The sequence below is a fragment of the Pseudomonas sp. RC10 genome, from assembly GCF_038397775.1.
In the GTDB taxonomy this organism is placed as follows: domain Bacteria; phylum Pseudomonadota; class Gammaproteobacteria; order Pseudomonadales; family Pseudomonadaceae; genus Aquipseudomonas; species Aquipseudomonas bambusae.
The window spans coordinates 4,190,924-4,204,359 of sequence record NZ_CP151650.1 but is presented as its reverse complement, the minus strand read 5'-3'; the positions used below and the strand labels follow the sequence as shown (position 1 = coordinate 4,204,359).

At 61.8% G+C, this 13,436-nt stretch carries 12 protein-coding genes; 8 read left to right on the top strand and 4 right to left on the bottom strand.

Annotated elements, in window-relative coordinates:
• Positions 1–12 precede the first annotated feature (12 nt).
• Positions 13–906: a LysR family transcriptional regulator gene (locus AAEO81_RS19250; protein ID WP_341958567.1), complete on the bottom strand. Its 894-nt coding sequence runs from the start codon at positions 904–906 to the stop codon at positions 13–15.
• A gap of 102 nt (positions 907–1,008) precedes the next feature.
• Between AAEO81_RS19250 and AAEO81_RS19245 the strand changes: the two genes are divergently transcribed.
• Together AAEO81_RS19245 and AAEO81_RS19240 are read left to right on the top strand one after the other, a co-directional pair.
• Positions 1,009–1,737 carry an SDR family oxidoreductase gene (locus tag AAEO81_RS19245; protein WP_341958566.1) on the top strand — a complete coding sequence of 243 codons (729 nt, stop codon included), beginning with the start codon at positions 1,009–1,011 and terminating at the stop codon, positions 1,735–1,737.
• Between the two features lie 397 nt (positions 1,738–2,134).
• Positions 2,135–3,483, top strand: a protein-coding gene (locus tag AAEO81_RS19240) for an IS3 family transposase (RefSeq protein ID WP_341958565.1) whose coding sequence is annotated in 2 segments (ribosomal slippage) — positions 2,135–2,599 and positions 2,602–3,483 — 1,347 coding nt in all. Because the reading frame shifts where the segments join, the coding sequence is not laid out codon by codon here.
• 201 nt (positions 3,484–3,684) lie between these two features.
• Here the strand turns inward: AAEO81_RS19240 and AAEO81_RS19235 are convergent.
• Complete coding sequence (locus AAEO81_RS19235) at positions 3,685–4,641, bottom strand: LysR substrate-binding domain-containing protein (protein WP_341964571.1); 957 nt, start codon at positions 4,639–4,641, stop codon at positions 3,685–3,687.
• A gap of 127 nt (positions 4,642–4,768) precedes the next feature.
• On the opposite strand from AAEO81_RS19235, the gene AAEO81_RS19230 reads away from it, so the two are divergent.
• Entirely contained in the window at positions 4,769–5,719 is a 951-nt protein-coding gene (locus tag AAEO81_RS19230) for a DMT family transporter (protein ID WP_166598464.1), read from the top strand.
• On the opposite strand, the gene AAEO81_RS19225 is transcribed toward AAEO81_RS19230, so the two are convergent.
• Entirely contained in the window at positions 5,704–6,660 is a 957-nt protein-coding gene (locus tag AAEO81_RS19225) for an AraC family transcriptional regulator (RefSeq protein WP_341958564.1), read from the bottom strand. The two genes, AAEO81_RS19230 and AAEO81_RS19225, sit on opposite strands and share 16 nt — an antisense overlap.
• Positions 6,661–6,756: 96 nt before the next feature.
• Between AAEO81_RS19225 and AAEO81_RS19220 the strand changes: the two genes are divergently transcribed.
• Positions 6,757–7,521 carry an SDR family oxidoreductase gene (locus AAEO81_RS19220; RefSeq protein WP_341958563.1) on the top strand — a complete coding sequence of 255 codons (765 nt, stop codon included), beginning with the start codon at positions 6,757–6,759 and terminating at the stop codon, positions 7,519–7,521.
• Positions 7,522–7,530: 9 nt separating this feature from the next.
• Here AAEO81_RS19220 and AAEO81_RS19215 read toward each other — a convergent pair whose 3' ends face one another.
• On the bottom strand, positions 7,531–7,965 hold the full coding sequence (locus AAEO81_RS19215) for a GNAT family N-acetyltransferase (protein WP_341958562.1): 435 nt from the start codon (positions 7,963–7,965) through the stop codon (positions 7,531–7,533).
• A 287-nt stretch (positions 7,966–8,252) separates the two neighbouring features.
• Between AAEO81_RS19215 and katG the strand changes: the two genes are divergently transcribed.
• The 4 genes from katG (at position 8,253) to AAEO81_RS19195 (ending at position 13,295) form a co-directional block, all read left to right on the top strand.
• Complete coding sequence (gene katG / locus AAEO81_RS19210; protein ID WP_341958561.1) at positions 8,253–10,520, top strand: catalase/peroxidase HPI; 2,268 nt, start codon at positions 8,253–8,255, stop codon at positions 10,518–10,520.
• A gap of 160 nt (positions 10,521–10,680) precedes the next feature.
• Positions 10,681–11,313, top strand: coding sequence for a glutathione transferase (gene yfcF / locus AAEO81_RS19205; protein WP_341958560.1), 633 nt, complete (start codon positions 10,681–10,683; stop codon positions 11,311–11,313).
• A 424-nt stretch (positions 11,314–11,737) separates the two neighbouring features.
• A complete protein-coding gene (locus tag AAEO81_RS19200) occupies positions 11,738–12,241 on the top strand; it encodes a sigma-70 family RNA polymerase sigma factor (protein ID WP_166597002.1) in 504 nt (167 codons plus the stop codon).
• Positions 12,242–12,290: 49 nt separating this feature from the next.
• Entirely contained in the window at positions 12,291–13,295 is a 1,005-nt protein-coding gene (locus AAEO81_RS19195; protein ID WP_341958559.1) for a FecR family protein, read from the top strand.
• The last annotated feature ends 141 nt before the right edge of the window (positions 13,296–13,436 follow it).

The following is a 13,436-nucleotide window of genomic DNA, read 5'->3' as shown; positions in this document are numbered from 1 at the left end:
GCACTGCATGTTCTATCTCTTCCTGTACCCCCGCACATGGTCAATCAACGCCCTCAACTTAGGCGCCAGGTTATGCCGATTCGGGTAGTACAGGTAGAACCCCGGAAAAGGCGCGAGGTATTCGTCCAGCACGGTCACCAATTCGCCGCGTTCGAGGTACGGGCGGAAGGTGTCTTCGATGCCGAAGGTGATTCCGCCGCCCGCCAGCGCTGTGCGCACCATCAGCAGCATGTCGTTGGTGGTAATTCGGGGAGCGACGGCCACGTCGAACGCGCAACCGTTTTCGGTGAATTCCCAGCGCCAAGGCGCGACGTCCGGGGACGGGCGCCAGCCGATGCAGCGGTGGGCGGTGAGGTCGCGGGGGTGTTGCGGGCGTCCATGTTGCGCGAGATAGGCCGGGGTGGCGACGGCGACTTCGCGCTGCTCGCCGGTGACCGGGATGGCGATCATGTCCTGCTCGATCACTTCGCCCAAGCGCACGCCCGCGTCGAACCCGCGCTCGACGATGTCGAACTCCTCATCGGTTACCGTCACGTCCAGCGTCACGTGAGGGAAGGCCTCGACGAAGCTGGCGATCAGCGGGCCGTCGAGAAAGCGTTCGGCAATCGACGTCACCGCCACCCTCAACAACCCGCGAGGCGGGCCTTGCAACGCGGCGCTGTCGAGGGCGATGGCCACCGCTGACAACGCGCCCGCGGTCTGTCGGTGCAAGGCTTCGCCCGCTTCGGTCAGGCGCACATTGCGCGTCGAGCGCTGGACCAGCGACACCCCGAGGCTGTCTTCCAGCCTGCGAATGCTCTGGCTCACCGCCGAGCGGCTCACCCCCAAATGATCGGCGGCCGCCCTGAAGTTGTGCCATTGAGCGACCGCCGCGAAGACTTTCAGCAGATTGAGATCGATGTCCATTGGTAAGCAGCGCTAACCTGTTCGGTCAGTGGAGGGGGAGTTATCGCGACAATGCTTCACGGTTAGTGTGTCCGTCAACGTCACTTACACGAGAACCTGAACATGAGCCTCGACAAAATCATCCTCATCACCGGCGCTTCCAGCGGAGTTGGCGAAGGCATCGCCCGGGAACTGGGCGCCGCCGGTGCGACCCTGATGCTGGGCGCGCGCCGTACGGACCGTCTGCAAACCGTGGTGGACCAGATCAATGCCGCCGGCGGGAAGGCCGAGTGCCGTCGCCTCGACGTGACCGACCAGGCCGACGTCGTTGCATTCGCCCAAGCCGCACGGGAGCGTTGGGGCAGGGTGGACGTGATCATCAACAACGCCGGGATCATGCCGCTGTCGCCCATGGCCTCAATGAAAACCGAAGAATGGGACCGCATGGTCGACGTCAATATCAAGGGGGTGCTGCACGGTATCGCGGCGGTCTTGCCCGAGTTCACCCAGCGCCGTTCGGGCCATGTGATCAACATCGCGTCGGTGGGTGCGTTGAGCGTCGTGCCGACGGCGGCGGTGTACTGCGCGACCAAATACGCCGTGCGCGCCATCTCCGACGGCTTGCGCCAGGAAAGCCCGGACATCCGCGTCACCTGCATCCACCCCGGCGTGGTGGAAAGCGAACTGGCCTCGACGATCACCGACGACACCGCCAAATCCGCCATGGCCACCTACCGCGCCATTGCCCTGCAACCCGACGCGATCGGCCGGGCGGTGCGCTACGCCATCGAACAGCCGGATGATGTCGATGTGAACGAGATTGTGGTGCGGCCGACGCGCACGGTTCAGTGAGCGGATGACGGCCTGCATCGACATCGAAACCTGCGCACGCCGCAACTCCCGTGGGAAAAGCCGGAGGTCACGACGGCAGCGACGGCGGCGGGCCAGAGATGAATAGGCCGCCTGACACGCCGCCTTCGCGGCCGTCGCACAGCTCCTGCAGCTCCCACAGGATATGTGCCGATGTCGAAAACTTCACATACCGCACATCTGTGGGAGACGCCGGAGGTCACGACGGCAGCGACGGCGGCGGGCCAGAGATGAATAGGCCGCCTGGCACACCGCCTTCGCGGCCGTCGCACAGCTCCTGCAGCTCCCACAGGATATGTGCCGATGTCGAAAACTTCACATACCGCATTCCTGAACTGCCCCCAAGAAGTTGGACACCCATCCAACCCCTGGGGGATCTATGGTCAAGTACACCGAGCAGTTCAAGCTCACGGCGGTCACCGCCTACCTAAACGGCACCGACGGCTTCCGAACAGTGGCCAGACATTTTGGCATCGACTTCAGTCTCCTTCGACGCTGGGTCGCCAGTTATCGGACTGGCAACAGCATCAAGCCAATGTCGTATGCGCGGCGGTACAGCGAGGATTTCAAGCGCCAAGTCTTGACCTACATGCATGAGCATCGACTTTCGCTACGCCAGACCGCTGCGCATTTTGACCTTGGGCGGTCCTCCCTGATAGGCATCTGGCAACGCCAGTATTACAGTGACAGTCCTGTCACCCCTACTGCCATCCAGCCAGCCGACACGCCCATGAAAATCAAACCCGCCAAACCCACCGACACCAACGATGCACAAAAGCCACGAGAGCAGTTGATGGCTGAACTTGAGTACATGCGCATGGAGAACGCTGTCCTAAAGGAGCTCAAGGCCCTGCGCGAGGAAAAGGAGCGAACACGGGGGAAAAAGTCCTGATCGTCCGCAAACTCAAGCACCGATTCCCATTGCCCGACCTCCTTGAGCTGGTCGGGCTGGCACGCAGCACCTTCTATTACCAGGTCAAGGCTGAGCAGAAACCGGACCGGCATGCGGCGCTCAAGGAACGGGTGCAGCAGGAATATCACAAGCAGAGAGGGCTGTATGGCTATCGGCGTATTGCGCTTGCGCTCAGAAAGGAAGGAACGCTGGTCAACAAGAAGGTCATCGAACGGCTGATGGCCGAACAGGGTTTGCAATCGGTCGTACGGCCCAAGAAATACCGTTCCTACCGGGGGACTGTTGGCAAAATCGCCGCGAACCTGCTGGAGCGTAATTTTCATGCACCCCGGCCAAAACAGAAGTGGGTAACCGACGTCACCGAGTTCAAAGTGGGTCAGCAGAAGCTCTACTTGTCTCCTGTGATGGATTTGTACAACGGCGAAATCATCGCGTACGAAACAGCCAGTCGGCCTTACTACGAGTTGGTGGGGAACATGCTCGACAAGGCGTTGGCTTGCTTGGGAGACGCGCCCAAACTGGTCGTTCATTCGGACCAGGGATGGCACTACCAACAGCCACGCTATCGCCACGCACTCAGCGAAAAAGGTGTGAAACAGAGCATGTCCCGCAAAGGCAATTGCCTGGATAATGCGGCGATGGAGAGTTTTTTCGGCACGCTGAAGTCAGAGTTTTTCTACCTGAAGCGTTTCGAGAGTGTGGAAGAATTGAAGGTCGGCCTGGATGAGTACATTCATTACTACAACCATGACCGCATCAAGCTGAGACTCAATGGCCTGAGTCCTGTTGAATACAGGACTCAGGCTGCGGCGTAAACTGTCCAACTTTTGGGGGGCAGTTCATTCCCGTGGGAGACGCCGGAGGTCACGACGGCAGCGACGGCGGCGGGGACAGAGATGAATAGGCCGCCTGGCACACCGCCTTCGCGGCCGTCGCACAGCTCCTGCAGCTTCCACAGGATATGTGCCGGTGTCGAAACCTGCACACGCCGCAATTCCCGTGGGAGACGCCGGAGGTTACGACGGCAGCGACGGCGTTTTATCTGGCACAACGCGATCTCCAAACGCACCCACCTGTTCCTTCGCCGACACCAGCAACCACTGCCGAAATACCTCGGCGCAAGGTGACAGGGCGCGGTGTTTCACGGACACCAGAAACTCCCCGAACCGCGTGACGCACTGGAAATCCGTGACCCGCCGCAGTTCGCCCTTGGCCACGGCTTCGTCCCCCATGAAGGTCCACGCCAGGCCGATGCCCATGCCTTGTTGCACGGCGCGGAATGCCAATGTCAGCTGATTGAACACCGGGGCGTTGTCGGGCGGTGTGTAGTCGTGGTCCAACAGTTCAAACCACTGTTGCCAGTCCAGGCAACGCCAGGCGGAGGTGTCGATTTGCACGAGGTTGGCCCGTGCGAGGTCTTCCAGCGTCTCGATGCCGGACACGTCGTAGGACGGGTGGGCGGCCGGGTAAACGATCTCCGGGAGCAGAAAGTCGCTGTTCAACGAGGCCCATTCCCCGTCGCCGTAGAGGATGCCAAGGTCGAAATCGTTGAGGCTGGCGTCGTCGATTTCATTGATCGCGTGCACGTGCACGGCGATCTCGGGGTAAGCCTTATTGAATTCGATGAGCTTGGGGAACAGCCAGAACTGCGCCAGCGCATGGGTCGCCAACACCGACACGGCGTTGGTCTGATGGACGTTGCGAATGCGCGTGACGCTTTGATAGAGGGTCGACAGCATGACGTTGACCGTCATCAGCAATTCCTCCCCCGCTCGGGTCAACGCCACGCCCCGAGGTTTGCGCTCGAACACCGGCACCCCGATGCACGTCTCCAACTGGCGCATCTGTTTGCTCACTGCGCTCTGGGTGAGAAACAGCTCCGACGCCGCGTGGGTAAAGCTCGCGTGCCGTCCGACGGCTTCGAACGTGATCAGTGTTTCAAGGGGCGGCAGGTTGCGCAGGTAGCGGTTGATGACGGTGTCTCCTCAAGGCTCGATCCTTGGGCTGACATTCCACCGAGGAATGTGTCGCTGAGTTTTTATCGCATGTGCGAAGTATCGGCCATCGATAGAATTTCGCCAAACGGCCTGCCGAGTGGAAATGATGAACAGTGGAATTGTGTACGCGCTGCTGGCCGGGGCCATCTGGGCCGGGGTCATCGTAGGCCCGTCGCTGCTGCCGGACTTCAACGCTGTGCTGATCAGCAGCGCACGGTTCGCCCTGTACGGCCTGTTTTCGCTGCTGGTGGCGTTGCCGTTCGCCCGTCGTCTGTTCGCTCGGCTCACCCGTGGCGAGGTCATGCTGTTGCTGCGCCTGTCGCTGACCGGCAACGTGTTGAACTACGCTTTGCTCGGCGCCGCAATCCAGCTCAGCGGGGTCACGGCTGCCGCCTTGATCAACGGCATGCTTCCCATCGCCATCACCTTTCAAGGGCGCAACGACACCGGATCGCTGCCCATCAATAAGCTCAAGCTGCCGCTGTTGATGGTATTCCTCGGCATCGTCTCGATCTGCATTGAACGCGCCGTGCAAACCGCTTCCGATGTGCCACTGTCCTCGCAGCTACTCGGCATCGCCTGCGGGTTATGCGGCGTGGTGAGTTGGTCGTGGTTCGCCACCCACAACAGCCGCTACCTCAAGCAGAGTTCGTTCAACAGCAGGGAATGGTCGACGTTGCTGGGCATTGTCACCGGCGGCGTGGCGGTGGTGTTTGGCGTGGTGGCGTTGGCGCTGTTCCCGAACCTGATTCCCACCGGCATCGAACACAGCCGCTGGATGACGTTTCTGTGGGTCAGCCTGTTTCTGGCGCTGTGCGGTTCGTGGCTGGCGAACAGCCTGTGGAACGCCTGTTCCCGGCGCATGGCTTCGTCGCTCAGCGGCCAGATGATCGTGTTCGAAACAGTGTTCGCCTGCATCTACGGCTTTATTTACACCCGGCACTTCCCCGGCTTCGTGGAGTTGGCGTCGATCTGTCTGCTGGTGGGCGGGGTGCTTTGGTCGGCTCGTCGGCATCAGGTGCCGGTGGTGAAGCTGGATCAGCCGAGCTGCTGATCTGTGCTGTCGATGTCTGGTGCTGCATCGACCTGAGTCGTGGCGTAGCGCCCCGGTGGCAGGCCAACGTGACGGGTGAAGGCGACCCCGAATGAACTCACCGAACTGTAGCCGACCCGCTCGGCAATCTCGCTGATCGCCAGCTCGCGCTGGCGCAGCATCTGTTTGGCCAGTGCCATGCGCCACGTCAGCAGGTATTCCATGGGCGGCAGGCCCACCGCACGGCCGAAGGCCTCGAAAAACGTCGAGCGCGACATGCCCGCCGTGCTTGCCAGTTGCGCAACGTTCCACGGCGCGGCGGGGTGCTCATGAAAGCCCCTCAAGGCCAATGACAGCTTGGGGTCGGACAACCCGCGCAACAGCCCGGGTGAGGCCGCCGTTGATCCGTTCGAGCGCAGCGCCTCGATCAGCAGCACTTCCAGCAGCCGCGCCATGACCATCTCTCGCGCCGGTCGCTGGGCACGGGATTCGTCGCCCACCAATTGCACCAGCGTTGCCAGCCGTCGTTCGCCACGCACGTGCACCCATCGCGGCAACAAGGGCACCAGAAGCCCGGCATCGGCCGAGCCGAACACGCAATGGCCGACCAGCAATCGCGTGTCGACGTCAGCCAGCGGATCACCGAGCCGGACACCGCCAGGCATCGGGGTGATGGCCGTCGTGGGAACTTCGTCCTCCAGCGGCGGCTCGCGGTCCATGCTCGACGTGGCGAAGGACTGGGCGGCAGGAATCAGCACGAAGTCGCCTTCGTTCAGGACGATCATGTCGCTGCCGTGAGGGCCGTCGATGGCCAGTCGGCATGCCCCTTCAAGCACCACGAAATAAAACGGCTGGCCGGTGTCGGCGCGCCTGACGGCCCACGGCGACGAGGCAATGACCAGTTTGGAGAAGGGCGCTGAGGGTTGCAGCAGGCCGACGACTTCAGCCAGTGGATCGACCATTCCGGACGCTCACGACAAAGAACAGGACGTTGGAGTGTAGTTCGTCTGCTGCCGTCGATCTATGGTGGAGCGGTCATTCATTCGCTGGAGTTTCACATGACTCACTCGCCCACCGTTTTGATCACCGGTTGCTCCTCGGGCTTCGGCCTGGAAACCGCGCGATTCTTTCTCGACAAAGGCTGGAACGTCATCGCCACGATGCGCACGCCGCGTAAAGACTTGCTGCCGGCCTCCGATCACCTGCGCATCCTCGCACTCGACGTGACGGACGCCGACAGCATTGCCCGTTGCATCGACGCGGCGGGACCGATTGATGCCCTCGTCAACAATGCAGGGATTGGCTTGCTGGCGCCGGTGGAAGGGCTCAACCTTGCCAGCGCACGGGAGATTTTCGACACCAATACCCTCGGCACCATCGCCATGACCCAGGCCGTTCTGCCTCAGTTCCGTCAGCGTCGGGGCGGGGTGGTGGTCAACGTCACGTCTACGGTGACGCTGAAATCGTTGCCGCTGTTGGCGGTGTACACCGCGAGCAAGGCGGCGGTGAACGCCTTCACCGAATCGCTGGCGCTGGAGCTGGAACCGTTCGACGTTCGCGTGCGGCTGGTGTTGCCGGGTCGCGCACCGGGCACCGCTTTTGGCGATAACGCTCGGCGGCTGATGGCCGATCCGATTCCGGATGCGTACGTCGCGTTCCGGGATCAGGTGTTCGAAAGCGTGCGCGACACGGCATCGCCCATGACCCACGCGCTGGATGTCGCCGAAGCCGTGTGGCAGGCGGTGACCGATCCATCCGCGCCGATGCGCACCCCGGCGGGCGCGGATGCGGTAGCCGTCAGCGCAGCCGTTTCGAAGGCCTGATCGTCGGGATCACGCGTTTTCGTTGCCCGGTCGGGTGAACGAAAAACGGTCGATATCCTCACGCCGCTTCCAGCCCTGGCCTTGCCAGTAGCGGGCAGCGGCGTCATTGGTCTTGAGCACGTCGAGGTGGCATTTGCCGATGCCCAAGGCTTCGAGGCTGGACAGGCAGCGCTCTACCAACTCCCGCGCAATGCCCTGACGGCGGAATTCGGGCAAGACCAGCAGGTGCTGCAAATAACCGCGCCGCCCGTCGTGGCCGCACATCACACAGCCGACCAGCCCCGAATCGCTTTGCGCGACGAAGCTCATGCCGGGGTTGCGGTCCAGGTAGCGGGCCGTTGATTCGCGGGAGTCGGCATCGCGGATCGAAATGCCGGGGGTGGCATTCATCAGGGCCAGGACGGCATCGTAATCGTCCATTGTCATCACACGGATTTTGATCATGGGCAGGTCTGTCCGAAAAGGGATGAAGCAGGGTAGCAGAGCGATGCCGCGCGAACGTGACACATCCAGACCGCTTAAAAGAGCCGCTCTATCGCGGATCAATGCTGCGGCTATTAGACCTCTCTGAGATCGGAGCTATCTTTGATCTGTCGTTGGCTTTTGCCGACGGTTCCATCCCTGATAAGGCGATAAGAATAAGCACCGTCGGTGCTACTGAGTTCACTCGTCTCTGCCGCGCCCTGGATAAAGGCAGACGGCGGGATGATCACGATCAAAGGTAGATAACCATGGCAACCGAATCAAAATGCCCTTTCAATCACGCGGCTGGCGGCGGTACCACCAACCGCGACTGGTGGCCCAATCAGCTGAACCTGAAGATCCTTCACCAGCACTCTTCCCTATCCGACCCCATGGACGAGGGTTTCGACTACGCAAAAGAATTCAAGAGCCTGGACTTCGACGCGGTCAAGAAAGACCTGCTGGCTGTGATGACGAACTCTCAGGACTGGTGGCCGGCAGACTTCGGCCACTACGGCCCATTCTTCGTGCGCATGGCCTGGCACAGCGCCGGGACCTACCGCACCGGTGACGGTCGCGGCGGGGCGGGCTCGGGGCAGCAACGCTTCGCGCCCCTCAACAGCTGGCCGGACAACGTCAGCCTGGACAAGGCCCGGCGCCTGATCTGGCCGGTCAAACAGAAGTACGGGCGCAAGATTTCCTGGGCCGACCTGATCGTGCTCACCGGTAACGTTGCGCTGGAATCCATGGGCTTCAAGACCTTTGGTTTTTCGGGCGGTCGGCCGGACGTCTGGGAGCCGGACGAAGACGTGTACTGGGGCGCCGAGACCACGTGGCTGGGTGGCGAAGAGCGTTATGGCGCGCACAAGGACATGGAGCAGCCGGGGCAGGGCGATCTGGTCGCGGAACCGGCCAAGCACGGCGAAGAAAAAAGCCGTACTGCCCAAGGGGAACGCAATCTGGAGAATCCCCTGGCCGCCGTGCAAATGGGCCTGATTTACGTGAACCCGGAAGGGCCGGACGGCCACCCCGACCCTGCGGCCTCCGCGAAAGACATTCGTGAAACCTTCGGCCGCATGGCGATGAACGACGAAGAAACCGTGGCGCTGATCGCGGGCGGTCACGCGTTCGGCAAGACCCACGGCGCGGGACCTGCCGACAACGTTGGGCCGGAGCCGGAAGCGGCGGGTCTGGAAGAGCAGGGCTTGGGGTGGCGCAATAAGTTCGGCAGCGGCAAAGGCGGCGACGCGATCACCAGCGGCCTGGAAGTGACCTGGACCTCGACCCCGACGAAATGGAGCAACGAGTACCTGGAAAACCTGTTCAACTTCGAATGGGAACTGACCAAAAGCCCGGCGGGTGCCAACCAGTGGAAACCCAAGGGCGGCGCGGGTGCGAACACCATTCCTCATGCCCACGACCCGAGCAAACGTCAGGAACCGCGCATGCTCACCTCGGACCTGGCCCTGCGCTTCGACCCCGAGTACGAGAAAATCTCTCGCCGCTTCAAGGACAACCCCGGACAGCTCGCCGACGCCTTCGCCCGCGCCTGGTTCAAGCTGACCCACCGGGACATGGGCCCGCTGGCCCGCTACCTCGGCCCGGAAACCCCCACTGAAGAACTGTTGTGGCAAGACCCGCTGCCGGATGTCACCCATCCACTGGTCAGCGCTGACGACGTGACGGCCTTGAAGACTCAAATTCTGGCGTCGGGGCTGACCGTTTCGCAACTCGTCTCCACGGCCTGGGCGGCAGCGTCGACTTTCAGGGGTTCGGACAAACGCGGCGGCGCCAACGGCGGACGTCTGCGTCTGGCGCCTCAGAAGGACTGGGCGGCCAACCAGCCTCAGCAACTGGCGAAGGTGTTGCAGGTGCTTGAGCAGATTCAGGGCCAGTTCAACGGCGGCGCGTCGACGAACAAGGTCTCGCTGGCCGACCTGATCGTGATCGCCGGGAACGCAGGCGTCGAAAAGGCCGCGCTGGACGCCGGGCAAACCGTGACCGTGCCGTTCGCGCCGGGCCGCGTCGATGCCTCCCAAGCGCAAACGGATGTCGAATCTTTTGGTTTTCTGGAGCCTATCGCCGATGGCTTCCGCAATTACCTCAAACAGACCTACAAGGTCTCAGCCGAGAAACTGTTGGTGGACAAGGCGCAATTGCTGACCCTGACTGCGCCGGAAATGACCGTCTTGCTGGGCGGTTTGAGGGTCTTGGGCAACAACGTCGGGGAGAGCAAGCAGGGCGTCTTCACAAACCGTCCGGGGGTACTGACCAACGACTTCTTCAAGAACCTGCTGGACATGAGCGTGGAATGGAAACCCACGTCGCCCGGCAATGACACCTTCGAGGCCAGAGACCGCAAGACCGGCGACGTGAAATGGACCGGGACGCGGGTGGATCTGGTGTTCGGCTCTCATGCGCAGTTGCGGGCGATTTCCGAGGTGTACGGCAGCGCCGATGCCCATGAGAAATTCGTGAAGGACTTTGTGGCGGCCTGGACCAAAGTCACGAATCTGGACCGTTTCGATTTGGGCTGATCGGTCTACCACTCTCTCAACAACGCCTCCTTCCTGGGGGCGTTTTTATGTCCGGTCGTGCCTTCCATTCCCCGCGAGAATAGGCCCATGAACATCTTGAATTTCCCTTGTTCGCACGCTTCTCGTAGCGTGTCTGTTCCCTGAAATGGAGATCACCCTCGTGAACGACGCTCGCCTGCGACTCTACGTCGACGCCCAATACACCAGCCCTTACGCCCTGTCCGCTTTCGTGGTCCTGCGCGAGAAGGGCCTCGACTTTGAATGGATTCCGGTGGACCTGGAGGCTGGCGAGCAGCAAGGCCCCCATTACACGGCATTGTCCGTGACGCAGCGGGTGCCGACGCTGGTCCATGGCGATTTCTCCCTGTCCGAATCGTCGGCCATCGACGAATACCTGGAAGAGGTGTTCCCCGGCACGCCGGTCTATCCCCGAAACCCTCAACACCGCGCCAAGGCTCGTGAGGTTCAGGCGTGGCTGCGCAGCGATCTGGCCCCGTTGCGGCAGGAGCGCTCGACGCTGGTGGTGTTTTACGGTCAGCAGGCCCCTGCGCTGACGCCCTCAGCAAAGGCCGCGGCGCGAAAATTGATCGAGGGCGCTCAGGCATTGTTGCCGCAAGGGGCGGACCACCTGTTTGGCGAATGGTCGATTGCCGACGTAGACCTGGCGTTGATGCTCAACCGGCTGATCCTGAATGGCGACGACGTGCCTGATGCGCTGGTGACGTATGCCAAGCGGCAGTGGGCGCGGCCGAGCGTGCAGGAATGGGTGAACATTCAGCGTCCGGCGCTGTGAGGATTTCCATCTGATCCGTATTTTTCTCCAAGATCTGGCGCTGTATTGAAACAGTTGTCCGGCCCAAACTAGTCACCATTCCCAGCCACTGAAAGGAGGCTGGCCCCGAGCGATCAGGCGATGTTTGCGCCTGTATCGCACACATTGAGAGGTGACACTCATGGGCAAGATGACGCTGTTTCTGCTGGGCTTTCTGGCGCTGACCATTTCCATTGGCCTGCTGGCGACGATTCCACCGGGCTGATGGACGACACTGACCGTCCCGCTCAGCACGTCATGGCTGACAGAGGGTCAATGGGGGAGCGGAGCCGAAACGGCGCTGCTCCTGAATAACCGGGGAAGGCGATAATGCGTTGGAAGATTGCGTTTCTATAATAAGAACCATTACTATTCGCGCCTTCCGCCCCCACATTCCCACCCCCTCATGACCCTCAAGCTGCCACGAAGCAAAGGCTTTCTCGATCATTACGAAGAGCTCGTGGGCACCTGGACCCGCCGTCTGAAGAACCGTCATCAGGCCGAAGACCTGACCCATGACGCGTTTGTGCGCGTGCTGGAATCGACCGGCGGGGCGAGCGTCGAGCAGCCTCGGGCGTATCTGCATCAAACGGCCCGCAACATCGCCGTCGACACCTGGCGGCGTGAAGACCGGCGCAGTGAACTCGAACGGGAATCCCTCGACACATCGGCCGGTCACACGGATGACCCGGAGGCGTTCATGCATGCCATCCAGCTGGCAGACTCCATCGAACGTGCCCTGGCGGAGTTGCCGCTCAACTGTCGCAAGGTGTTCGTCTGGCAAAAGCTTGAAGGGTTGTCGCAGCTGGAGATCGCCGACCGCCTGGGCCTGAGCAAGAACATGGTGGAAAAGTATATGATTCGCACGCTGCGCCATTTGCGCGACCGGCTGGATGCCCCGGCGCCATGATGCATCGTCACCGGGAACTGGCCCGCCTTTCATTTGCTCAGGAAACACCATGACGACGGACCGTGATTGCCCTTGTGGCCCAGACGCCGTACGCGATCAGGCGGCGTGGTGGTTTGCGCGTGCTCGCGACGGCGAGCTGTCATCGGAGGAGCACGCTGAGTTCGAGGCCTGGCTGAGCGCCCACGACCCGCACGCCCATGAATACCGCCTGCTGCAAAACCTGTGGGGCGCTGCCGATCTGCTGCCTAGGGCACGGCTCGAAGCCCTGTGTGAACCGGATGCGCCGACGCCGTTGCCTGCGCCATCTTTACCCGCTTGTCGAACATTTACCCGCTATGCGGTGGCGGCCAGTCTGGTGGCGATGGTGGTGGGAACGAGCCTTTACTTCGGCCTGGAACGGCAGCCTGATTACAGCGCGGAATTCGCCACGGCAGTGGGCGAGCGGCGTCAGGTGGCATTGCCGGATGGCTCGGTGCTGGACCTCAATGGTCGCACCCGTCTGAAGGTGCACTTCTTCAGCGCCACGCGTCAGGTCGAACTGACCGAGGGCGAAGCGATGTTCAGCGTCGAGCACGACACCTCCCGACCGTTTGTGGTGCAGACCGGCAATGGTTCGGTGACCGTCACCGGCACCCGCTTCGACGTCCGTCGCGACCCGACCCGCACGCTGGTGGCGGTGGAGTCTGGCACGGTCAAGGTCAAGGGCACGGCGGGCGAGCAAGGGAATCAGGTCACGCTCACCGCGGGACTGGGTTCGAGCATCGATGCCAGTGGCAACCTCATGCCGGCATCGGCCGTCAACACGGCGGCGATCACGGCGTGGCGTACCGGCAAGCTGGTGTTCAACGACGCGTCCTTGAGGGACGTGGTGCAGGAAGTCTCCCGCTATCGCGCGCAGCCATTGCGGGTCAGCGATGTGAAGGCCGCGAATTTGCGCCTGACCAGCGTGTTCAAATCCGACGACACGGATGCCCTGCTCCGGGCCTTGCCGAGCATTTTGCCGGTGGCCGTGCGAACCCTCGCCGACGGCAGCCAGGAAATATTTTCAAAATAGATTCAGGTTTTTTCGCGGCCCTTCGTCTTCTTGTCCAACTGCGATTGCTTAGCATTCAGAACAACGCAGATGTGCTTCGCATTCTGAAACTTCAGGACAAGACCCGACGTGAAAAACAATAGACTCAACGCGCTTCAACTG